The following is a 23,811-nucleotide window of genomic DNA, read 5'->3' as shown; positions in this document are numbered from 1 at the left end:
ATCAGCACGCTATTTCGTATGCGGTTCCCCCGGCCGCCGGTGCCGGTGGTGCAGCTCGTAGCTGTCGAACACGTCGGAAGATGTGGCTCCGGAATGGCCGAATTTGCCTCGGAGGACGTCCGCGAGTCCCTCCAGCGCCGCGTGGAGCATCCGTCCAGCGAACTGTAGTTCAGGGTTGTCGCTGCGCTGGGCCTGGGATGCCAGCTCCTGGGCGTAAGCCACCGTGGCGGGGAGGGAGCCGCGCTGCTCAATTTCACGGAAGTAGTAGGTTTCGTGGAACGCAAGCAGGTCGATGCTCACCGTGGCCACGTTTCCGGCAATTGCCTCCAACAGCCCGGCAGCGTGACTGGGATCCATGGCCAAGACACCTGCCGGACCTGCAGCCTCCCGGAACAGGGTCAGTTGGTGGGCCAGGGCCCGGCGGCGGTTCAGGGCCGGGAAAGTCTGCAGGATCCAAGTGACCGTTGCTGTCAGCAAGCCGAATCCGGTGACGGCCTCGAGGGCGACAACCAGCCGGAGCAGTGGTTGCGTTGCCACGATATCGCCAAACCCCACGGTGGAAAGAGTGACCAGGGAGATGTAGAGGGCTTCGGCAAAGTCGGCCCGCACTGGAACTCCGGCTCCGTAAACAAAGCCGTCCGTCAGATGGGGCAGGTATAGCAGAGCCCAGCCGATGGCCGCCAAGCCGGCCCAGGCGCCAATGACAGCGGCCATCGCCAAGGGTGCCGCGATGAAGGAGCCCCGGCCTCGCAGTTTTCTCGATACAAGCCAGAATCCGCGCATGATCGCCCGGCCCAGGGGACCGGAGCCATGCGGATAAAGGAGTGTACGAAAGACGTCGACGAGCATCAGCAGAACCAGCCCGGCTCCCAGAACCGTCCAGAGCGTGTCCTCGAAGTCCATGCCTCATCTTAGAGGCGGCATTATTTGAGGAGCACCCACACGGTCGGGGCAACGGACCCGGAGGATTGCCCCCGACGGGAGGCCCGGCATCTGGCCGCTTCAATCTATACACGGAAACCCCGCCAGTACCTTTTGGCTGGCGGGGTTTCCTTGCGATCGCGGTGGTCGTAGTCGGGCGAATATGACCCGCTATTTAGCCACGGCGGCAGTCGGAACGGACGTTCGGGAGAACGTTGTGTAGCCCGGCTTGGACCCCGTCACCTTGACGGTGAGGGTCTTCGCTACGTCTGTTGTGGTGGGTTTGTAGGTACCGGCGTTGGCGCCGGTGATTGCAACGCCGGCTCGGTACCACTGGTAACGGAGCGTGACTGGTGCTGGTCCCCAAACGCCGGAGTTAGCGGTGAGGGTGGACCCCACCTTGGCGGTCCCGGTGACGGTGGGCGTGGCCCTGACCAGTGATCCCTTGACCACAGCAGCCGTGGCGGCGGAGGTTCGGGAGAACGTAGTAAAGCCCGCCTTGGACCCGGTGACCTTGACTGTGAGCATTGCTCCCAGGTCCTCCGGCACGGGGGTGTATGTGGCAGAGGTGGCGCCGGTGATCGCGACGCCGGATCGGTACCACTGATACCGGAGCGTAACCGGGGCGGGACCCCACGCTCCGGGGACGGCCGTGAGGGTGGTCCCGACGGCGGGAACGCCCGTGATCGTGGGGGTGGACCTTGTCAGCGAACCCTTGGCTACTGCCGCCGTCGGGGCGGACGTCTTCGAGACCGTGCTGTAGCCGGACAGGGACCCGATCACTTTGACGCTGAGGGTGGCCGCAACGTCAGCGGCGGTGGGGGTGTAAGTGACCGCACTTGCGCCCGGGATGAGCACCCCGGCGCGGTACCACTGGTAGCTGAACGATGCAGGCGACGGAGCCCAGATGCCCGCCTTCGCCGTGAGAGTCTGGCCGACCTGGGGCGTTCCGGCGATCGTCGGTGCCGGGGCTGCAAAGGAGCCCTTGGCAATCTGTGCCGTCGGTGCCGACTTCTTAGTCACGGGCAAGTAGCCGACTTTGGAACCGGTGACGCCTACGGTGACGGTACTCCCCGCGTCAGCTGGGATCACGGTGTAGGTGGCTGCGTTGGCGCCGGCGATGGCGGCACCCGAGCGGAACCACTGGTATCCGAGGGCGACCGGGGAAGGTCCCCAACTACCGGCGGTGGCCGAAAGCGTGGACCCGACTTGTCCGGTGCCGGAAATGGTCGGAGTCGATGCGGCCAGAAGACCCTTGAACGTCGTTGACCAGGAGGAGACGGCATCGGGGGCCAGCGCATAGCCTGCCCGTGCCTTGGCGGTTACTGTTACTGTGCCCGTTCCGGGGAACGTGCCGGCCGAAGCAACCTGGCCGTCTACGAGGTAATCGACGCCGGACGTGGCCGGGATCGTGTAGGTGTCGCCCGCGGTGCCGTCCTTCTCAGTGAAGGTCACGGCGGCTGGGGAAACTACCGTCGGAGGTGCTTCGTCGATGACCGTGACGGTTTTCAGTGTCTGGAAGAAGCTGGAGCCGTTGCCCCAAGTGTCACGCAGTGGGTAAAGCACCACCTCCCACTGTCCGGTTGCGGCGCCCTGCGGGATAGTAATGGTGTGCTTCCAGATGCCGTCCTGCATCGTTCCGGAGACCAGTGTCATGCCGCCAAAGCCCTGGCTTTGGCCACCCCCATTGACCCAGCCCCACGGGTCAGGGTCGACCCAGTTGGCAATCATGGTCGGTGATTGCACAGCTGTGGCGTCGACCAGGTGAATGGTGACGTTGATGGTCGCCGGACCCTTGTAAAGATTGAGGTTTGTCCACGTGACCGACTGGCTTGCGAGCACGGGACCTGACATGTCGGATGCCTGTGCCGGGGCGGCGACTGTGGCACCGATTGTTGTAAACATGGTCACTAGGACCATCAAAGTCATCAAAGGCCGAACGCGATTGAAGACGCGCATGAGAACCCCCATAGTGTTGCCTGTAAGAAGGCTGAGTGATGCCTGACAGAACCGCAGACACGTGAATCATACACATGAACCTTCAAGTGTCGAGCCTTGGTGCCGTCGCGGGTCCCAGCCGAGCTTCACGAACGCGAAGGCGAAGGCCTGGTACATCTCGTCGGCGAGGGTACGCACCGCCAGTGGGACGCTCGTTGCGGCAGAGGTCCATCATCTGGACTTGGTGCACCGAACGGCGGGTGCGGACGGCTGAGCGTGGCCATCAACACCCGCCGCACTCCCTACTTGGTTACGTGAACGACAACGGCTTTGCTAAGGGGCTGCTTAGCGCCCGGGTTATCGATTCCGGTGACTGTCCAGTTCCTTAGCAAGAGGACTGTTTTGCCTGTATCGGCGTTGTAGATGATGTTCTCGAATCCCAAGGCCGCCAAGTCGTCGTCGAGGGCCTGAGCATTCATGCCTTCAACTGCGGCCGGAATTACGGCTGTCTCGGCCGGAGCGGGAGCGGCAGGTACGGCAGCTGCGGCGGCTGGAGCCGCCGCAGCTGCTGTCACAGTCGCCGTTACAGTCGCCGTGGCAGTTTCCGTTACAGTCACGGTCTCGGTGACGGTCGGAGCAGCTTTAGGCGTATTTGCTCCCGCGCATCCTGATAGTGCAAGACACAGCAAGCCCGTCAGGGCCAGTTCTTTCTTCATTATTCCCATTTTCATTTGTTCTGGATTTAGTAGCCCATCGGCTGGGCTTGATCGATTCGGAGCGCTAGAGGCCCGTCTGGCCCACTCCGTACTCAGCTTGCGCCGGGCTGAAGCCCTCGAAGATCAGTTGGTCTTTCAGTCCGGCACGGGAGAAGGACTGGTACTCGAGGTAACTCTTGGCGGACTTGGCTGCCTGCTCGTTCCAGTCGACTGTCACGCGGTCAACGGCCCAGGTCGCATCCGGTGCCGAATACTTCTCGAACTCCAGCTGCTTGATCAGGCCCGTGCGCGAGAAGGCTTGGTAATCGAGGTAGTCACCAGCGGACCGCAGAGCGTTTTGCTGACTGGTCGTCCCAGCTTCAGCGGCGGCCTTAGCAGCAGCGTCAGCCTCTGCCTTCGCCGCCTTAGCAGCAGCGTCAGCGTCGGCCTTGGCTTTGGCAGCAGCGTCAGCGTCAGCCTTGGCTTTAGCGTCAGCCTCTGCCTTCGCCGCCTTAGCAGCAGCGTCAGCGTCAGCCTTGGCCTTAGCGTCAGCCTCAGCCTTGGCGACGGCGGGATCCTGCGTTGGGGTCGCTGTCGGGGTAGCAGTAGCAGCGGCAGTAGCGTCATTTACGGAGGAAGCGGGTGAGGCGGACGATGTGGCAGCTCCGGCGCGGCTGACATTGATGATGATGCTCAGGAGGATGAAGGCAGCGGTGACGATCAGGGCAATTTTCTTGTGCTTGTCGTAGCCCTCCAGCGGAAGACCTTGCTTATCGCGGGTTTTGTTCGCCAGTACGAGGATGAGATCAACCAGGGCCCAGATGCCCAGGCCACCGAAGGTGACCAGCTTGAGGATACCGGTTCCGACTTTGCCCAGATAGAAACGGTCCACGCCGAAAACGCCGAGGAGGAGGGAGAACAGCCATGTCACGAGGAAAGACTTATTGCTCTGTTTTGCCTGTCCATATCCGTAAGCCGGGGGATAGGGGGCGAGGTTCGGGGGTTGGCTCATGAGAGTCCTTTCATAGGACACCTGACCGACGTGCGATGCGAGCGTGCGGAGTGGGTGCGGTGATGGACGCAGATAGGGGGGAGGCCGGCCTGGAACGCGGGTCGCAGAGGTAGTGCATCACGCCAGCCAACAGTCACAAGCATGTTCGCTTCCCCCAATAGCGTCGCGGGCGTATACCCGCATAACGGATGTTACATTGCATCCACGAAATCGAATGCAAACACATTGGAAAATGTCATCTCGGGCATTTTCGAGAGTGCCGGCGGAGGCTTTTGGCAACATGATTACCCCCGGACAAAGGCACCCCGGTCACGCTCAGCGCCAGCGGGAAGGGCTTCCCCGTCACCGCGGGCGGCCGCGGCTTTCTGAAGGGCCGAGGTGATGACGGCCGATACGAGCCGGACACCTCGGGGTCCGGCTGCTTTACTGACCCGCAGCCCTCGACACGCAGTCCCTTTGCAAATCCGGGACACTCGATCAAAATTACGTCTCGTCTGCGAGATTCTGGATCTGGCAAGGTACATTCGAGGCAAATTCGATCTAGGGGACGCAACCACACGATGAATAAACGCTTCAACCCGCCGCCAAACTGGCCGACACCTCCTGCGGGTTGGGTCCCGCCATCTGGGTGGCTGCCCGATCCAGCCTGGGGCCCGCCGCCAGAAGGGTGGCAGCTCTGGGTGGATGAACCTGCGGTTGGAACTCACGGCGCCTATGGTTTCACCTCGCCCCTCTCCGCGACACCGTATCCACCGAGGAAAAAGAAGCGAAAGGTCTGGCTGGTTCTCTTGGCCGTCGTACTCGCTCTCTTTGCAGGATGCGCAATTATCGGGTCGAGCGTGCGTTCGTCGTCCACCGAATCACAGCTTGAGTCGAAGAACCGGTCTCCGGTTTCGCAGGCTCAAATCGACGCAGCGAAAGAGCTTAGTGAGCGTGATTTGGCGCTTCTAGTCAAAAGCCCTGACAGCCATTCCGGAAAAACCATGGTCATCTACGCCAGAATTACGCAGTTCGACGCTGCCACCGGGAAATGCATTTTCCGAGCCAACATCTCACACAAGAAGATGGAAAACTCTTGGGAATACGGTGAGAACTCGATTTTCCGCGGAGGCGATGGAGATTCAGACTGTCCTTCACTGGAGGGATTCGTGGCGGACGACGAGGTTCGCATTACGGCCACGTCACTGGGCTCGGTTAGCTACGAGACCCAGATGCGTGGGAACACCACAGTTCCGTCCTTCCAAGTAGAAAAGATAACCTCCGCGAAGTAGTCGGGCATTCGATCGTGGAAGGGAACAGAGGGCCTGCAGCCCGGGGCTCGTACGAATTCCTCCACGCGGACTCGAGAACACGTCAAGCTAACGCCCCGAGCTGCCCCGGTCGCGGCGCTTTCGTAGGCAGACCGATTCAGTCGCGCAGCACGCTCAGCCCTTCAGTACCCAGGCCGCGTTGTTCGGCTGAAGCCAACCGTCCTCGGCCAGGGGCGCGGCGCTGAGCAGCACAGTGCCAGCCGGCAACCGGACGGGCTCGGTGCCCATCGCGACGGCGACGAGGAAGTGCTCGGTGCGTTCGCAGACGAGGAGGTTTCCCGCCTCGACCCGCCACTTGCCGCCGTCGTCCGCGGTGAACACCTCGTTCGTCCACAGCTGTCGGCGCAGCTCCAATGCCGCCTTGGTCAAGTTCAGGGCGGACTCTGGGTGCTGTTGCTGGCGCTCGATGGCGTGGATTCCCCAGTCCCCGGGGATCGGCAGCCAGGGCTCGCCCGCAGCTTCAGCGAGCGAGAAACCGTGGTTCAGCGCCGCGGCGTCGGTCCACGGCAGCGGCACGCGGGCGCCGTCGCGGCAGACACCGCCGCGGGCCCACATCGGATCCACCCGGGCCTCCACCGGGACGTCGACCTCGGGCAGCGCGAGCTCCTGGCCCTGGTAGAGATACGCGGCGCCGGGCAGTCCGAGCAAAGCCACGACGGCCGCCCGCGCGCGAAGAGCACCCAGCTCGCCGCCGCCGAACCGCGTGACGGTGCGGACGATGTCGTGGTTTTCCAATGCCCAGGTGGGGGCGGCGCCGTGGAGCTGCCGGGCGGCCTCGAGATCGTTCCCGACGGCGGCCCATGCCTCTGCATCCCAGCCGAGTTTTACGAACGCGAACGCGAAGGCCTGTTGCATCTCGTCCGCGCGAGTGTAGCGGGCGGCGCGGGCGGGCTCCAGGTTGACCTCGCCCACCAGCAGCCGGTGCGGCTCGTACTTCTCAGCGAGGGTGCGCCAGCGGCGGTAGACCTCGTGGACGTCCTCCTGGTCCGAGACCTGCGGGTTGGACCGCAGCCCGTCCACCACCCCGCCCGTGGAGGGCGAGTCCGGCAGCCCGTCGGCCTTGAACAGCGCATGCGCGACGTCGATGCGCAGCCCGTCCACACCCTTGTCGAACCAGAAGCGCAGCACGCCGTCGAAGTAGTCGCCGACGGCGGGGTTGCGCCAGTTCCAGTCCGGCTGCCCGGCCGAGAAGAGGTGCAGGTACCAGTCGTGGTCCGTCTCGGAGTCGGGGTTGGCGCGGCTCCACGCCCGGCCGCCGAACACGCTCTGCCAGTTGTTCGGCGGGATGGCATCGGCTGAAATGCCCGAGGCGGCGTCGTCGTCGGACATGCCCAACGGACCCGGCACGAAGTGGAACATGTCCCGCTCCGGCGAGCCCGGGCCGGCCGCGAGGGCCGCCTGGAACAGCGGGTGCTCGGAGGAGCAGTGGTTGGGGACGACGTCGAGCAGGATCCGCAGGCCTAGCGCGTGGGCCTGCTCCAGGAGCCACTCGAACTGTTCCATGGTGCCGAACAACGGGTCCACGCCGCAGTAGTCAGTGACGTCGTAGCCCTGGTCCACCTGTGGGGAGGGCTGGAAGGGGGTCATCCAGATGCCGTCGACGCCGAGGGAAGCGATGTACGGCAGCCGAGCGATGAGCCCGGCGAGGTCGCCCACGCCGTCGCCGTCGCCGTCGGCGAAGGAGCGCGGGTAGACCTCGTAGATGACGGCGGACTGCCACCAGTCGGGGGCGGGCGCCATCGTGGTTTCCTCGACAGGGCCCACGTGCGAAACAGGGCTCATTTGCTTGCGCCCGCGGTGAGGCCTTCGACGATCCGTCGCTGGAAGATCAGCACCATAATGACCAACGGTACGGTGACGATCACGCCGGCGGCCATCTGCTCGCCGAAGGGCGCCTGGAATTCGGTGGCGCCGGTGAACTTGGAGATCGCCACCGTGGCGGTCTGGATCTTGGGGTCGTTGATCATGGACAGCGCGATGATGAATTCGTTCCAGCTGTGGATGAAGGTCAGGATCGCGGTGGTGAAGACGCCCGGCGCGGCCAGCGGCAGCAGGACCCGGCGGAACGCCTGCCACTTGGTGCAGCCGTCGATCATGGCGGCTTCCTCGAGGTCGAACGGCAGGGCCTTCATGAACGTGGTGAGGTTCCAGACGGCCAGCGGGATCGCGAAGGACAGGCTGGGCACGATCATCGCCTGGTAGGTGTTGATCCAGCCGAGGTCCGTGAAGAGGCGCAACAGCGGCACCACCACGGAGATGCCGGGGAACATCGACGTCGCGATGATGACGCCCAGGATCACCGACTTGAAGCGGAAGTTGAGCCGCGAGATGGCGTACGCGGCGAACACGCCGAGGAGCAGCGCGAACACCGTGGTGGTGCCGGCCACGATCAGGGAGTTCAGCAGGGCCTGGCCGAACATGGTGGAGCCGTCGAACACCTTGGCGTAGTTCTCCAGCGAGAACGGCGCCGGGAGCAGGGTGTTGTCGAAAATGTCGGCGGTGCGGCGGAGGCTGGAGACCAGCATCCAGTAGAACGGCGCCAGGCAGTAGGCGAAGATCAGCGCCAGGCCCAGGTAGACCGAGTAGGAGCGCCATGTGCGCGGCGCTTTGGGTTTGCCTGAGTTCGATTTGCCAGGGCGGCCGACGGCGGTGCTTGCGTCGGGCGTGCCGGCGCCGGTCGCGCCCGGTGCACCGGAGTCGGTGGCGGCGTTGCGGAGGTCGGAGATGGTCATCGGGTGGCCTCGGCCTTCTTCTGTTCGGAGATTGCCTGGTCAGTGTTCGCCTGGCTGCGGGTTGCCTTGGAGCGGTTCTTCTTCGAGATCAGCTTCAGCTCCTTGGCGCCGGTGACGTCGGCGCCGAGCACTTTGACGAACACGATCGCGACGACGGCGACGTACAGGAAGAGCATGATTGCGAACGCCGAGGCGGAGCCGTAGCGCAGCTGGTTGGATTCGTCCCACGCGAGCATGGAGAGGGTTTCCACGGATTCCTTGCCGGGACCGATCAACACGAAGGGCAGGTCGAACATGCGCAGCGCGTCGAGCATGCGGAACAGCACGGCCACCAGCAGGGTGGGCTTGACCAGCGGGAGGGTGATGGAGCCGAGCTGGCGCCACCAGCCGGCGCCGTCAATCTTGGCGGCCTCATAAACTTCGCCGGGGATGACCTGCATCCCGGCGAGGACCAGCAGACCGATGAATGGGGCGGTCTTCCAGACCTCGGCGATGATGATGGCCGCGCGTGAGGCGTTGCCCTCGGCGGTCCAGAGGATTTCGCTGCCGAGCAGGTTGTTGGCGATGCCGTCGGACTGGAAGATCCAGCGCCACAGCAGGCCGGAGACGGCGGTGGGGACGGCCCACGGGACCAGGATGCTGGCGCGCAGGAAGGACCGGCCGCGGAAGGCGCGGTTCATGGCCAGGGCCAGGCAGAGGCCCAGGACGGTCTCGAGGAACACGGTGGTGATGGTGAAGAAGGTGGTGTTGCCGAGCGCGTTGAGGAAACGCCGCCCGGTTTCACCGACGAAGAGGTCGGCGTAGTTGGCCAAGCCCACGAAGGATTCGACGTCGGCCACGAAGCCGTCCGCGTCCAGGCCGGATTCGGCGCGATAGAGGGACTGGTGCACCGCGGCGAGCAGCGGGTACACGATTACCAGGGCCAGGACCAGGATGGTGGGGGAGAGCAGCAGGGCGGCCATCCGGCCTTCGCCGGCGGTGCGGTTGCCGCGGTGGCCGCGTTTGCGCGGGCTGGCTGGTTGGGGCGTGCCGGTCTGCGCGCCGGCGGGCGGGGCGGTCGTCGTCGTCATTCTGGGAACCTCACTGGGGTTGCAGCTGCCGGGTCGGCCGGGGTGAACCGGCCGACCCGGCTGTTGCTATGGGGCGGAGTTACTTGGCGGAGAGCTCGGTGAGCTTGGCCTGCATGTCGTTCAGGGCCGTGTCCGTGTCCTTCTTGCCGGTGATGGCTGCGTACGCCTCTTCCTGGATCGCCTTGGTGGTGGCGCCGTACTGGACCACCTTGGGGCGGGGCTGGGCGTTGTTCAGCGAGGTCAGCAGGGTGGGGAAGAACGGGCGCTTGGCGACGACGGCGGCGTCCGCGTAAAGGGAGGCGTAGGCCGGGGCGCGGGAGGACAGGGCGAGGCGCTTCTTGGCCTGCTCCTCGCTGGTGAAGAACTTGATGAACTCCAGGGCGGTGGCCTTGTTGGCGGTGAAGGGCGAGATGGCCAGGCTGCGGCCGCCGAGGGTGGAGACGCCGGGGCCGTCGGTGCCGGGGATGGAGGTGATGCCGAACTTGCCGGCCACCTTGCTGGAGCCGTCCGTGGCGCTCAGGGATGCGTGCAGGAAGGGCCAGTTGCGCAGGAAGACGAGCTTGCCGTCCTGGAACGCGCGGCGGCCCTGCTCCTCGAGGTAGGTGATGGCGTCGGAGGGGAAGAGGCCTTCCTTGAAGCCGTCCACCAGCAGGTTCAGGCCCTTCTTGGCCTCGGGGGTGTTGACGGTGGGCTTGCCGTCGGCGTCCACCACGGTACCGCCGGCGGAGGCCACGGCCTCGGAGAAGTTGACCGTGAGGGCCTCGTTCTTGTCGAACTGGCCGGCGTAGCAGGACATCCCCGCGGCCTGGGGGAGGGCCAGGATGGCCTTGCAGGCGGTCTTCATTTCGTCCCAGGTCTTGGGCGGGGCGGCGATGCCGGCGGCCTTGAGCAGGTCCGAGCGGAAGTAGAACAGCGCGCCGTCGGTGTAATACGGGGCGCCCACCAGGGAGTCCCGGTACGTCGCGGCGTTGACGGTGGCGGGGATCATCTTGTCCGTCGGGGTCGCGTCCGCGGGCAGCGGCATGATCCACTTGTTCGCGGCGAACTCGGAGGTCCAGACGACATCGAGGTTCAGCACGCTGAAGGTATCCGACTTGATCTGGGCGTTCTGGATGAGCTGCTGGCGCTGCTGGTCCGCGGAGTCCGGCAGTTCGATGAACGTGACCTTCTCCTCCGGGTGGGCGGCATTCCATTCCTCGATGCTCTTGTTCGCGGCTCCGGAGGCGTCGCGGTTGGAGACGTAGTTGATGGGGCCCTTGCCCTCGAAGGACGCGGCGGCGGCTTTCGGGGCGCTCTTCGCGTCCGTGGCCGTTCCGCCGCAGCCGGTGAGGGCGACGGCGGCGACGGTCAGGGATGCGGTGGTGGCCAGAAGAGTCTGCCAGGTGCGGCGGCGCTGCCTCATGTGTTGCTCCTTGTTTTCTGTGTGGTGCGAATCGGGTGGTGCGGGTGGTTTGGTGCATGCGGAATCGCGGCGGCTGGCTGGTTTGTGGCACGGGGGAGTGCCGGCTGCCGCCGGGGGTGGTGGAGTTTGAGGGTGTTGGCTAGCTGACTGGGACTTGTTCGCCGGCTTGTTCGCCGGGCGCGGCCGAGTTCTGTGGAACCGGCTTGGGCGGCGCGGTGGAGCCGCGCTCGATCAGCCGGTGCGGCATGATCTTCGGCCCCAGGTCGCGGGAGCGGAGCAGCTTTTTCACGGCCATCCGTCCCATCTCCTCGAGCGGCTGCGCCATGGTGCTCAGCGGCGGGTTCACGTGCAGGGAGGTGGAAGTGTTGTCGAAGCCCAGGACGGAGACGTCCTCCGGCACCCGGAGGCCGCGCCGCTGCAGTTCATTGACGACGGCGGCGCCCATCTCATCGCTCATCGCGAAGATCGCGGTGAGGCCGGGTTCCTGCTGCAGCAGTTCGTCCGTTCCGGCGGCGCCGCTTTCGTAGAAGAAGCTGCCGGTGGCGGTGACCGGGGTGCAGCCGGCTTCGGTCATGGCGCGGAGGTAGCCGCGCTTCCGGGGCTGGGCGACGTAGACCGACGCCGGGTCGCCGGTCAGCAGACCGATGCGCCGGTGGCCGAGCCGGAGCAGGTGACGGGTGGCGTCGTAGGCTGCCTGCTCGTCGTCGATGGCCACGCTGGGCGAGCCCGACTTGTCACTGATGGCGACGGAGATGATGGGGACGTTGGGCCCCAGCAGCTGCCTGGTCTCCAGCGTGATCACCGCGGAGATGAGGATGACGCCGGCGGCCCGGTAGGTGCGCAGCGTCCTCAGGTAGCCGGCGATGTAGGCGGATTTGGCGCCGGTGCGGCCGAGCATCACGGCGTAGCCGCGTTCCTGCGCTTCCTCCTCCACGCCCTGCATGACCTGGGAGGCCAGGGCGTCGGAGACCATGGGGGCGAGGAGCCCGATCACGGACGTCTGCCGTGTTTTGAGGCCGCGGGCGAGGTAGTCCGTTTCGTAGCTGAGACTCTTGACCGCAGTCTCAACGCGCTCCCTTGTTTCATCGGAGTAGCCCACGAGTCCGTTGACAACCAGGGAAACGGTGGCCGGGGAGACGCCGGCGTGCTTGGCGACATCGCGGATGGTGACCACTGTTCTTCCTCCCTGAGGGTGTCTGCGGGTGCTGCGTGAACGGCTCGCGCTGAAGTTGCGCAAACGGTTTACGTAAACGGTTTCGTTAGATGCAGGATCAACCGTAAGGGGTGGTGGCGGGATAGCGTTGCGTTTCGTAAACGGGGGCGGGTGCCGGGCCCGAGAGCTTCGGTTCGACGCCCGATGCAGGGTTGAATCTCGTCTAAATGTTCAGCGCTCGACCGCGCCGCCCTCGGTGCGAACAGTCACAGATCCGTCGTCGCATCCATGGGGCCCCTTCCCTGGATCATTGGCTTCATCGGTGGGCGTTGCTTCCAAACGCGGAATGAGAACGTGGATTACTATCGTCCATAGTCTGAGGAGAAGTGTGCAATGATCCAACCGAGTAGCCATAAATCCGAAACAGCGGGTTTTGCCCTGACGTCTTTTCACACCGACGAAGTTGAGGTCGACATGCCTCAGCTCAGGAGTGGGAACCAAGGCGCGAAAGTCACCGTAGTTATCGGCCCAAACGGGTCGGGTAAGAGTCGTGCTCTGGCATCGATAGCCAACGAATTCGAAATTCTATGGCAGCTGCGGGAGGGGCGAGAGCCCGAAAAACATGTTAGGAATCTTCGTGCGTGGGCAAACCATGTGAGCAGTGCCGAGGTGGAGTTCACACAAAGCGGCTTGCATGTTCGGGTAGAACGTCGCCACGAGGAGGTGCTGGCGTGGGTTGATGGCGAGAGGAGGCCCCTCGAGGACATTCCTTTCCCTTCCCGGATGCTGGCCGTAGCTCACCTACCCTGGGACCGCTTTAGATTTGAGGCCGCAGATGGTGGCGATAACTTCTATCACTATCTAGGACTCAGGCAGGCAACGAACCTAACAACGACAGGTGCCCTCGAGACCCACGTCATAGGCAGTGTAATTCGGGCATATCGACAAGACTTTTTCCAATCAAGTATGCCGAACTGGCTATCCCTAATGACTCTTGATCGGAATATGTGGATATCTCTGAGGTTGAGAATTTCAGATTTTGCGTTGCTCGACGCCGAAAATTTCGATGATCTAATGGCCGAACTCCGGCATCGGGAAGCGAAGCGGCGAGGCAGCGTGCGTCCACCTAGTACGGAAGCAGAATTTGAGTCGGAATCCTTGGTTCTATACCCATTTTTTCAGTTCCTGAAGCAGCGCGCCGCCGCGACTCCCGTTGACAAGAAGCGGCTGATTAGGTTTTCGCCCGGGCTTGAAGACTGGAGCGGCTCCAACGAGGAGTTTCTCACTGCTCTAAATTTGGCGAAGAGAAAGCTCCTGATTAGTGAAGTTTCGCTCCAACTTTCCAGGGGAGAACAAATTCTGCCGTTCGCACAGTTGAGTTCAGGCGAACAACAGATTCTTGGAACCGTATCCCGAATTTTATCTGAACTTCGCCCGAATTCAGTAGTCATGATCGACGAACCGGAAGTCAGTCTGCACCCTAACTGGCAAATGCGCTTTATTCCTATGCTGTTGGAGAGTCTTCCGACTGACGTCCCATGCCACATAATATTGGCAACGCATTCTCATTTTATGGTTTCAGATGTTTCAGATGACGGCATGGCCTTAATGGTTTCGAATGTGGGGAGTAAAGTGCTCGAGGACTTTGACGGGGAGGTCTACGGAAGGTCCCCTGAAAATATTCTCTACCGCGCGTTCGGGATGGGAACTGTCGGCAACATATATGTCGAGACTGATCTTCTCAACGCCCTCCAAATGGTATCCGGCGTAAAAGAGACAGATATAGCGAGGCTTTCGAAAATATACAATCGATTGAAAGTTCTTGAGGCAGAGGATAACCAAGCCTTCAGCCTGATTCTCACAGGTATCCGTAAGAAGCTTCAGGCGGTGAGCTAAAATGCGGAAAATTACAGGCCATCCAAAGTACTCGGCAGCGGTCCTGCAGAGGACGCAGAGTCTGATGGATGAGCTCGGATCCAAGTCCTGGAAGTCACAAGTAAACGAAGTGAAGCAATTCAAGAAGCAGCTTAAGAAGGAGGGACTTCTCCTCCAAGAAGGCCGATGTGCTTGGTGCTCCCTGTTGCTTGGTAAAGAGGGGCGGCGTTCGGTCCATCGGGATCACATTGCCCCTAAGTCAATTTACGGTCAGTGGACGTATCATCCACTTAACCTGGTCCTTGTATGTGATTTCTGCAATACTGAGGTGAAGAAAGACCTGGATACCGTTCAGGTTGGCCGTGACCCATATGAGGCGTCCGAATTTTGGCTTGTCCACCCGTATCTAGAAGATGCTATTGAAGACCATATTGTTTTTGAAGACTTTGAAGATGGAATTGGCATCATAATCGTCGGTAAAAGTGACAAAGGGCGTTGGACTATCGACAAGTTGCAACTAGATTCGCCATCAATGACCGTTCGGCGGGCAGAAGAGGCAAACATTCAGCGCCTAACTCGTCTGTTAAGCGAGAAAGACCAGAAACTGGTCGCAGACGCAGTCTCGGGTCTAGGCGGACGCCACGCCTAGCCTTATGTAGTAAGCAGGAACGCGCGCGAATGCCGATCAACCGCAGGATGAGGGCCGGCTCCGCCGTTAAGTTACCGCGGATCTGGCGTTGCCGAGGGCAGGACTTCCGTCCCAGATGACACGGTAGTTGGGGAGCTTACAAAATGACGGTGACAGCACTCCGAGCGCGTAGTCGTGTGCTCCGCCGAGGTCCTGGGTGCCGCGCTGGCGGTTGAGCGCGATGGGCAGGAGCCAGTTGCGCTGTGGCCTCGGTTGGTGGCGATGACTGCCATCGGCAATGAGCGTCATCAGCCAATATCCGAGATATGCGCCACTTCTTCGGCTAGAACTCGGCGGACCTAGACAATCGCACCGTGAAGAACAGTCAAGCTGGATTCCATTGAGTCGTAACCTCCCCGGTTATTCGTCATTGTCGCCGGCACCGAATAGCCTGGCGCAGTGACTAACATAACTGGGGGAGGGGCGGCGGAGCAGCTGCACGAGGGCTTGTACGAGCTTCTCAACACGGATAGGCTCGGCAATCGCCTGAACGCTGATTCAGGGTTGCGCCCCATATTCGCGGAAGTCGAAGACGAAGACTCTCCAGACATCCTCTCTCGCCACGTCACTGACGCCGTGCGGCGGGCACTCGCCGCAGCCAAGCCAACGGAGCGCGTCGCCCTCGCAAACAAGCTCCTCCAAGAGCTGCAGCACAGCGACCGTATCGCCGCCGGTCCCACCCAGCTCCAGTCACTCCATCGACCGGACACGCTCAAGCGCCGCAACCTCCGCCGCCCCACCACAAAGCTGAGTGATTCCGCGCTCCTCACCAACAGCAAGGACGATCCGAACCTTGCCGCGGAGCTCCGGACCGAGATCGAGTCCGCCAACACCGTAGATCTCCTCTGCGCCTTCGTCCGCTGGACCGGCCTCCGTCTGCTCCACCCGGCGCTTGCGGAGCTTAAGGAACGCGGCGCCAAACTCCGCGTCATCACCACGACTTACATGGGCGCCACAGAACGCCGCGCCATCGACGAACTCGTGACCCGCTACGGCGCCGAGGTGAAGATCAGCTACGAAACCCAGGCCACGCGTCTGCACGCCAAGGCCTGGCTGTTCCGCCGGAACTCAGGATTCGACACCGCCTACGTCGGAAGCTCAAATCTCAGCCAAGCGGCCCTCCTCGATGGCCTCGAATGGAACGTCCGGCTCAGCTCCGTCGGCACGCCCGCGCTGCTGCAGAAGTTCGAGGTCACCTTCGACAGCTACTGGGCGCAGCGCGCCTTCCAAAGCTACGATCCGGAACGCGACGGCGAAAAGCTGGACGCCGCCCTGGAACGCAACGGCGGCCGGCGGACGGCGATCCCCGGGGCAGCCACCGGACTCGAGGTCCAGCCGTTCCTCCACCAGGAGGAGATGCTTGAAGACCTGGAGGCAGAGCGGCTCAAGGGTTTCGACCACAACCTCGTGGTCGCAGCGACAGGTACCGGAAAGACCGTCATCGCAGCCCTGGACTACAAACGCCTGTGTGAGGCGGCCGGCCGTGATCTGAAGTTGCTCTTTGTCGCCCACCGCCAGGAAATCCTGAAACAGGCCATGCGCACCTACCGTGACGTCATGCAGGACGGCGCCTTCGGCGAACTCTATGTCGGGGAACACAAACCCGGGCAGTGGAAGCACATCTTCGCCTCCGTCCAGTCGCTGTCATCCCTCGGCATTGAACAGCTGGCACCGGACTTCTTCGACGTCGTCGTTATCGATGAATTCCACCACGCCATGGCGCCCACCTACCGCCGGCTGCTGGACCACCTGCAGCCGCAGCAGCTCCTGGGACTGACCGCGACGCCGGAACGCGGCGACGGCGTCGACGTCGCCAAGCAGTTCTTTGACGGGCGGACTGCCAGTGAACTGCGCCTCTGGGACGCCTTGGACGCGGATCTGCTGGTGCCGTTCCACTACTTCGGCGTCTCGGACGACGTCGATCTCAGCAAGCTGGAGTGGAAACGCGGCAACTACGACGCTGAGCAGCTGAACAACCTCTACACCGGCAACGACGCCCGCGCCGCCAAGGTGATCCGCGAACTGCGCGACAAGGTCACCAGCACGGAGGAGATGCGGGCCATTGGCTTCTGCGTCTCGGTCCAGCACGCCCACTACATGGCGGAGGTCTTCAACCGCGCCGGGATCGCCTCCGTTGCGGTCAACGGGAGCACCGACGACGCCGACCGCGCGGCCGCGCTGGGGCGGCTCCGCTCACGGGAGATCAACTGCATCTTTGCCGTCGACCTCTTCAACGAAGGTCTGGATATGCCGCAGGTGGACACCATCCTGATGCTCCGGCCCACGCAAAGCGCCACGATCTTCCTCCAGCAGCTGGGGCGCGGGCTCCGCCGTGCCGACGGCAAGGCGGTGCTGACGGTCATGGACTTCATCGGCCAGCAGCGGCGTGAGTTCCGCTTCGATCTGCGCTACCGGGCACTGACCGGCTATGGGCGCAAGGAACTGGAGAAGGCTGTCGAAGACGAGTTCCCGTACTTGCCGTCGGGCTCGCAGATCGTGCTTGACCGGGTGGCGCAGCAGGTAGTGCTGGACAACATCAAGGCGCAGCTGCGGTTCAACCGAGCGCAGCTCGTCCGGGACATCGCCTCGTACGCGGAGACCGAGCTGGAGGCTTATCTGGAGCGGTCCGGGAACGACGTGAAGTCGATCTACCGTTCGACCAAGGATTCGTGGACCGGCTACCTTCGCCAGGCCGGGCTGATCGACGGATACTCGCCGCTGGAGACCGTCCTCAGCGACAGGATTCAGGACCTGTCGGACGCTGACGAGAAGAAGCTCCTCGGCCGCATGGCTGCGCTGATCCACGTGGACGACCCGGAACGCGCCGAGGCCTACACGATGCTCGTCGGCGCCGACGCACCCCGGTATCAGGAGCTCGGCATGCGGGAGCAGACTTTCGCCCGCATGCTGTTCTACACGCTCTGGGACGACGGCGGCGGGTTCCAGTCGTACGACGCCGGCCTGGACTACCTGCGCGGCTATCAGTTTGTCTGCAGCGAGATCCAACAGGTCGTGAAGCTCGGCGTGGCAGCGTCCAGGCATGCCGCCAAGGGGCTCGGCGCGGGGCTGCAGCACGTTCCGCTGCTCTCGCACGCTACCTACCGGCGCGAGGAGATCCTGGCCGCGCTGCAATACGGTTCGCTGGAGCTCGGCAAGAACGTGCAGCACCGCGAGGGCGTGGCCTGGTGCCCGGCGACGTCCACTGACGCTTTCTTCGTCACGCTGAACAAAGATGACAAGAAACACTCGGCGACCACGATGTACAAGGACTACGCGATCAGCCCGGAGCTGTTCCACTGGGAATCACAGAACGCGACGTCACCCGGAAGCCCGACCGGGAAGCGGTACCTGAACCGGATTGCGCATGGGTCTAAGATCTTGATCTTCACCCGCGATACTTCAGAAGATGAGACCGGCCTGACCGTTCCCTACACGTGCCTCGGCCAGGTGGACTACGTCCAGCACATAGGCGAGAAGCCGATTGCGATCACCTGGAAGCTGCACCGGCCGATGCCGGCGGATGTGTTTGCGATGGCTGCAGCGGTGGCACGGTAGCCGCACCAAGGTGCTGGGCTGAGTCAGGAGCCACAGCCGCAAAGCCTCATGCGTGCTCATCGACGGCGCCTTCAGAGACCTTGGCGAGCAGACGGTAACCGTAGTCGGGACACTCCATGGATTTGGTCAATCCGCGAGTCGCAGGACAAATCAAGGAACGCAAACACTGGCCGGCCATCATGGCCGCCGAAGTCGACAAGCTCCTGGACGACTTCCCTCTTCCCCAGGGTCCAGATGTCTATGCCGGGAGTCGGCATCAAGACCGCCGTGACGACACTCCTGACCATCCGCGATGCACGCAGCTTCCGCACCGCCGGCCACCTCGACATTACGCCGGCACTACGCCCGCGTCCCGGCGGTGCGAAACGTCCATCCGCAGGGAGTTCCCGGCCCGTTCCGGCAACGAACAACTCAATGACGCCCTGTTTCGAACCGTCAGGTGCGCCTTCTGGCACGACCCGTCTCCAAGACCTACAACGACCGAAAACGCGCCAAAGATATGAAGCACAACGCCGCCGTCATCTGGATGGCCCGCCGTCGTTGCGACTTCATCCATGCGATGCTCCGAAACGGGACACTCTACGGGGAAAAGCCCCCAGGGCGTTTGTCTAGACACCCCAGACGGTCGACTAGACCCCCCCTGGCAACAGCAGCGCCGTAAGTTGCTCTTTTCGTGAATCCTACAATTTTTGTTCAGCAACGAGCTCGCGATAGCGCGCATAGGCTTCGTTCACTTGTTGCGGGATTCGTACCATCGTCCCCTCCTCCATCCGGTAGGTCCGGTCAGAATCTCCTCTGAAAGACAACCAGTTGAAGCTGGTGCTCACCCACACGGCATCGGAAATTAGGATTTTGGCGTGGGTATTCCGCAGGCGTGCCAGCGTGAAGTGCTTTCGATAGCGGGCGGCAAGGTTCTCCAGCCGCTTCAGCGCGTACGCATCTGACCCGGAATCGTCGTTTCCATAGCCATGGGCAATTGTGACCTCGGTGCCGGCGCGAAGGCGGCGTTCCAATTTCGCGATGAAGTCCGTCGTAACGACGGCCGAACGCACCCAGGGGGAGATGATGAGAAGACGATTCTTGGCGCCGTCAAGGGCCTCGGCCAGGAGGGCTGCGTGTTCATAGACGCCGACACTACGAACCAGCGGCTCATCAGCGGTGGGATCTACGATGACGTCGGCCAGGTCATGCCCAGTCGAATGACGATCCGCCGTTAACTGGTCGACGCGTTGTTGTTCCAACTGCTCATCAAGAATTGGTCGCGCTTCTGGGGGGCCGAACGAGAGCCCCAGTCGCTTCACCGCGTCCATGCCGTCCAGCGCCAGGCCATGGTCGGTCCGCATCTCGCCATCGATGCAGATGGCCAATTCTAGTTCTGCGCGCGCCTCATCCCCATATATGAGCAGTTTGGCCGGCAGGTATCTATGCGTGTTGGGTGAGACCTTACGAACTCGCAGAATCTCGACGGATTTCTCCCGGCCATCCCTGGCAGTTAGGAGGGCGTTGAATTGTTCTGCCGTTACGTCGGACAGTCCGATGCGAGCTTTCTGGGCTGCGGGTAGGATCTGCAAACCCTGCTCCTGAGCATCCTTCTTGGTCATCAGGCCGTTTCTGGTGTAGTCGACGAGACGCCAAACGAGCCGGTCAAAAACTACGGGGAGCTGTTTAAGGACGGGCTGTGTTGCTGCGAGATCGCGGACCACCTCAGCACCCTGTACCGTGAGCGACAGATGACCGGGTCCTCCACGTCTGCTGAGGTTGTTTTCGCTCACCTGGATAGCAGCGGCTTCCAACACCTGGTCCAAAGCTATACCTAGCATGCTCGCCACGTCTGGACCGTTGTCAATGCCTGCCGCGACAAATCTGAGCACAAACTCTTCCATTATCGGGAGGGGTTTACGTTCTTGAGCCAGTACGTCCGCTTGGACAATCGTGACAGGTATTGCAGCGTCTTCAATAGCGAGCAACTGCAAGCCGGGCCGCGCATCCCCGAAGCGGCGGTGCAGAAGGCGAACATCGGTCATGGCTGGCAGCCCCTTACTTGGCAGTCGTCACCGTGATCTTTGACGTAGTCCAGTACCGACCGCAGCGCCCCGTTCGTTCCCCGGATGAAAGCCGCATCACCTACGATCGTCAAACCGAAGCGGGCACGCGAAAGGGCTACGTTGATCCTGCGCCAGTAGTCGGGCCCCAAAAAGCCCATCTTTCCTTCAGCGTTGCTGCGAGTAAGTGAAACGAAGACGATGTCTGCTTCTCGTCCCTGGACAGAGTCCACGGACATGACCGTAACATCAAGGTTATTGAAAGTTGTCCTGGCCAATCTTCGCGTTATTTCGTCAACCTGGCTTCTGTAAGGTGCGACTACGAGAACTTCGACCCGCTTTTCCTTCGTTTCCGGTCGAATAAGCTCGGAGTCGATAGCTCGCTGCAATATCTGTAGCTCAGTCACGATCAGCCCAGCTTCTGCCCGGTTCGCGTAGCTCGTCGTTGCCCCGCCCGGCGCGGATTCTCGGCGGCGTTCGCCCAGGGGACCCGTGTCCAGCCACGTGACACAACGGCCGAAAACTAGCTCATAGCCTGGAAGCCCTCCAGTTCGCGGGGACTTTAGCTGACCATCATAAAAACAGGTGGATATCAAGTCCCCAATGGGACGCACCATGCGGTATTGCTCCCTGAGCATTCTCTTCGAATGTTCGGGGAGGAGGTCCGCCATCCGTTGGAACAGCGTCTGCACGACGTCAGTTTCGCTAACGTCATGCTCCCGCAGGAGGTCTCCGGAACGCAATAGGTCTTCGTCCGTGGGCGGTAGCTGGTGCGTATCGCCAACAAGTATCCACTTCTTGGCGCGCGACATCGGCACGAGTGCCTCTGTCAAAGTTGCTTTAGACGCTTCGTCCACGATGCACAAGTCAAAGTCAAGTAGCTTCACGGCTGGATTGCGAAGGAAGCCTGTACAAGTCCCAGCCACAACGTTTGTCGTCTCTAGGTACACGGCGGCCAAGCTCTTGTCCGACGCTATACGCTGCAGCCACTCTGCCTGCACCTCGAGCCGTTTTAGCAGTACCTTGGCATCGGCGCTTTCGCCAAGTAGAACCTCAATGGCCGAGAGAGCCTCATTGGTTCCTATGTCCGTATGTATGGTGAGATCACCGGCGAGCATCGACTGAGCCTTGTTCGCTAGCTCAGTCCGGAAGTCCGTCAGACTATCTACCCGATCTTGCAAGCCAGCGGACGGAGTGGCGGCATCAAGCGCTGTAGATAGCTCCGAGGGCGTCGAGACCTGACTGGCGGCACTATCTATGTGTAGCCGAACGGCTTCTAGCTCTTGGCACACGGACGCTAATTGCTGCAATGTAAGAGCCGCTAGGAGGTGATCCGCTGACACCCCCAGCGACCGTGCCTGCGCTTCCACGCTGGCTTCTGCTTTTGCGCGAACACCGCGTGCCCATCGCTTAGTCTGTGCATCTAGGAGAAGATGCCTGACTGCCGGGTCCACGCGACTTTCGTCGAGCCCCGCCAAACGGACGAGTCCGGCGATTCCTAGGCGGTCTAGGCGTTCTAGCGCGTTGTCTACCGCTACGTGGGTTTGAGATGCAATTAGTATGCGAGCTTTCGGATTTGCGAGTAGGTGTTGTGCCACAGTCTCAGCGATGAAGCTTGTTTTCCCAGTTCCGGGAGGGCCTTGCACGAGGAGCACGTCTGTGGAGCCAAGCGCTAGTTCGACTGCCTCGCGCTTGCTGGTGTCGAGGTCCATTCCCCAATCAGTAACTACCGCCGGATTCGGCTCTGCGGATTTTGACGGATCCAGAAGTATGTCTCGTAAGTCAGCTCTCGGCGTGGTGCCCGCCTTCACAGCCGACACTGCATCACGCTGACGCGCAATCGAAATTTCGGATGGACCGATATGTGGGAATAGAGATGCGGTGGCTGGAAGACTGCGGAGGCGCTCTCCCAGAAGAGTCAGGGTCTCGCCGTTCTGGTCGATGACCTCTCCCCATCCGAACTTCCGCCCGGTACGTGGTTCCTGGACCTGCCACTCGCTACCGATCAAGTCGAGTTCGCAGGGGACTGACAACTTGAAAGTAGCCTGCTTTCCACTGGACTCCCATGAGAGGTATGCGAGGGGGTCCAGTTCTCCGCGAGCGAGGGCCTCGCGTGTATCCAGAATGCGCAGCCAAACATCAAAGAGCTCGTCCCCTTCGTGTTTCCCGCCGACGACTTCCGACTCACGTTTGGCTTCTATGTGGGCGTCTATCACGCCGAGGAGGGCACCCAGGCCAGCATGGGCAAGCTGACGACTCGTAGGTTCCCGGACTGTCCACATGAACGCAGGAGGAAGCGAGAACGATCGCCGGCGCAGGCCCTCTAGCGCCTCGAATTCCGGCTGGGATGCCGCCGAAACCACGCATCCGCTGCCGTCATCATCAATTTTAAGCGTGTACCGGAACTCATTTCCCAGGAGCATTATGACGTTTCGCGTGTATTCGCCGGACTCTTTGTCGTATAGGAACGAGCCAAAGACCTCGCCACTCAGATCAGCTTGGAGCTTGGCTCCGGCGGCGGCACGCTCAGAACTGCTTCCGACAAGCTGCTCTGCGGCCGCATTCGTCAGGCGCAGCCATACGGGATTGCGGTCGCGGTGATTCCTCGAAATTCGCGCGCGGTGGACGCTTGCCAGCGATGCTGCTAGCTCAGAGGCGTTACGGGGGCGCTCACGAGCGTCAGGGTTGATGCATGCCTCGAGAACTTTCCGCAGGTCTGGTGGCAAATCGATGGATTCGAGAGCCGGGGCGACGTCGGAGAAATCTCGAATCTTCTCCGCAAATAAGCACTGGACTAATAGGACTCCCAGCGAGTACACATCGCGAACGTATGGCGCTGGCGAATCCCGTTCGGGGGGAGCATACGGGCCCGACCTAAACCCGGCCACCGTCAGTTCACTCTTCTGCTCTTCTCCGCGTATCTTGGCGATGCCAAAGTCCGCCAGAAGTGGGGAACCAGTTTCGGACATGAGAATGTTTTGCGGTTTGATGTCTCTATGCTCGATCTGCTTCAGATGAGCGTGTGCCATTGCGCTGAGCAGGGGCCGGGCTAGTTGTTTGTAAAGGGCGTCCCATGATTCCCAGGGTCCTTGGTCCAAAACATCTTTCAGGTTCCTGTCCACCCAGTCGAGGACCACATAATAGACACCAGATTCGTCGATTCCAGCTTCGCGGAATCCGACGATGTTCGTGTGAGTGAGAGTGCGAAGCACTCTTACTTCTCGATCGAAGACCTTGCGCGAGAGCTCGTCGGTCGGCCCAGACACGAATTTGACCGCAACGGCCGAGCCATCCCGAGAATCGAAGGCACGTCGTACAGTGGACAGCCCGCCTGATCGCGCGTCCCCCTGAATTAACACGTAGTGCTTGCCTACCACATCTGGCACGTGCTCTCCCCCCACTTAGTCCAAACAACTTA

Annotated in this window: 15 protein-coding genes; 4 read left to right on the top strand and 11 right to left on the bottom strand. The window is 61.9% G+C overall.

Going from position 1 to position 23,811, the window contains the following annotated elements:
- Positions 1 to 9: 9 nt before the first annotated feature.
- The 4 genes from AC1DDH_RS16420 to AC1DDH_RS16405 all read right to left on the bottom strand — a co-directional run bounded on the left by AC1DDH_RS16420 (position 10) and on the right by AC1DDH_RS16405 (position 4,566).
- The gene (locus AC1DDH_RS16420) at positions 10 to 903 is read right to left on the bottom strand and encodes a potassium channel family protein (RefSeq protein WP_476955857.1); all 894 of its coding nucleotides are present in this window, start codon (positions 901 to 903) and stop codon (positions 10 to 12) included.
- Between the two features lie 189 nt (positions 904 to 1,092).
- Positions 1,093 to 2,826: a hypothetical protein gene (locus tag AC1DDH_RS16415; protein WP_476955856.1), complete on the bottom strand. Its 1,734-nt coding sequence runs from the start codon at positions 2,824 to 2,826 to the stop codon at positions 1,093 to 1,095.
- A 335-nt stretch (positions 2,827 to 3,161) separates the two neighbouring features.
- Positions 3,162 to 3,575, bottom strand: coding sequence for a hypothetical protein (locus AC1DDH_RS16410; RefSeq protein ID WP_476955855.1), 414 nt, complete (start codon positions 3,573 to 3,575; stop codon positions 3,162 to 3,164).
- A 64-nt stretch (positions 3,576 to 3,639) separates the two neighbouring features.
- Positions 3,640 to 4,566: an Ltp family lipoprotein gene (locus tag AC1DDH_RS16405; protein WP_476955854.1), complete on the bottom strand. Its 927-nt coding sequence runs from the start codon at positions 4,564 to 4,566 to the stop codon at positions 3,640 to 3,642.
- A 680-nt stretch (positions 4,567 to 5,246) separates the two neighbouring features.
- Between AC1DDH_RS16405 and AC1DDH_RS16400 the strand changes: the two genes are divergently transcribed.
- Complete coding sequence (locus AC1DDH_RS16400) at positions 5,247 to 5,837, top strand: hypothetical protein (RefSeq protein ID WP_476955853.1); 591 nt, start codon at positions 5,247 to 5,249, stop codon at positions 5,835 to 5,837.
- A 153-nt stretch (positions 5,838 to 5,990) separates the two neighbouring features.
- Here AC1DDH_RS16400 and AC1DDH_RS16395 read toward each other — a convergent pair whose 3' ends face one another.
- The 5 genes from AC1DDH_RS16395 to AC1DDH_RS16375 all read right to left on the bottom strand — a co-directional run bounded on the left by AC1DDH_RS16395 (position 5,991) and on the right by AC1DDH_RS16375 (position 12,254).
- A complete protein-coding gene (locus tag AC1DDH_RS16395) occupies positions 5,991 to 7,658 on the bottom strand; it encodes an alpha-amylase family glycosyl hydrolase (RefSeq protein WP_476955852.1) in 1,668 nt (555 codons plus the stop codon).
- The gene (locus AC1DDH_RS16390) at positions 7,655 to 8,608 is read right to left on the bottom strand and encodes a carbohydrate ABC transporter permease (protein WP_476955851.1); all 954 of its coding nucleotides are present in this window, start codon (positions 8,606 to 8,608) and stop codon (positions 7,655 to 7,657) included. Before AC1DDH_RS16390 ends, AC1DDH_RS16395 begins: the two co-directional genes overlap by 4 nt.
- Complete coding sequence (locus AC1DDH_RS16385; RefSeq protein ID WP_476955850.1) at positions 8,605 to 9,678, bottom strand: carbohydrate ABC transporter permease; 1,074 nt, start codon at positions 9,676 to 9,678, stop codon at positions 8,605 to 8,607. Before AC1DDH_RS16385 ends, AC1DDH_RS16390 begins: the two co-directional genes overlap by 4 nt.
- Before the next feature lie 79 nt (positions 9,679 to 9,757).
- Positions 9,758 to 11,080, bottom strand: coding sequence for an ABC transporter substrate-binding protein (locus AC1DDH_RS16380; RefSeq protein ID WP_476955849.1), 1,323 nt, complete (start codon positions 11,078 to 11,080; stop codon positions 9,758 to 9,760).
- 139 nt (positions 11,081 to 11,219) lie between these two features.
- On the bottom strand, positions 11,220 to 12,254 hold the full coding sequence (locus tag AC1DDH_RS16375; protein ID WP_476955848.1) for a LacI family DNA-binding transcriptional regulator: 1,035 nt from the start codon (positions 12,252 to 12,254) through the stop codon (positions 11,220 to 11,222).
- Between the two features lie 372 nt (positions 12,255 to 12,626).
- On the opposite strand from AC1DDH_RS16375, the gene AC1DDH_RS16370 reads away from it, so the two are divergent.
- The 3 genes from AC1DDH_RS16370 to AC1DDH_RS16360 all read left to right on the top strand — a co-directional run bounded on the left by AC1DDH_RS16370 (position 12,627) and on the right by AC1DDH_RS16360 (position 18,351).
- Entirely contained in the window at positions 12,627 to 14,129 is a 1,503-nt protein-coding gene (locus AC1DDH_RS16370) for an AAA family ATPase (RefSeq protein ID WP_476955847.1), read from the top strand.
- A gap of 64 nt (positions 14,130 to 14,193) precedes the next feature.
- Positions 14,194 to 14,757, top strand: a complete 564-nt coding sequence (locus AC1DDH_RS16365; RefSeq protein ID WP_476955846.1) for an HNH endonuclease family protein — start codon at positions 14,194 to 14,196, stop codon at positions 14,755 to 14,757.
- A gap of 438 nt (positions 14,758 to 15,195) precedes the next feature.
- Positions 15,196 to 18,351 (top strand): DEAD/DEAH box helicase, encoded by a 3,156-nt coding sequence (locus tag AC1DDH_RS16360; protein WP_476955845.1) that lies wholly within the window; start codon positions 15,196 to 15,198, stop codon positions 18,349 to 18,351.
- A gap of 680 nt (positions 18,352 to 19,031) precedes the next feature.
- On the opposite strand, the gene AC1DDH_RS16355 is transcribed toward AC1DDH_RS16360, so the two are convergent.
- Positions 19,032 to 20,375 carry a phospholipase D-like domain-containing protein gene (locus AC1DDH_RS16355; protein WP_476955844.1) on the bottom strand — a complete coding sequence of 448 codons (1,344 nt, stop codon included), beginning with the start codon at positions 20,373 to 20,375 and terminating at the stop codon, positions 19,032 to 19,034.
- On the bottom strand, positions 20,372 to 23,779 hold the full coding sequence (locus tag AC1DDH_RS16350) for an AAA domain-containing protein (RefSeq protein WP_476955843.1): 3,408 nt from the start codon (positions 23,777 to 23,779) through the stop codon (positions 20,372 to 20,374). Before AC1DDH_RS16350 ends, AC1DDH_RS16355 begins: the two co-directional genes overlap by 4 nt.
- Between the last annotated feature and the right edge of the window lie 32 nt (positions 23,780 to 23,811).

This window comes from Arthrobacter sp. 10T425 (assembly GCF_056393985.1).
The sequence above is the reverse complement of the archived record's forward strand: the minus strand, read 5'-3'. Positions and strand labels throughout refer to the sequence as shown.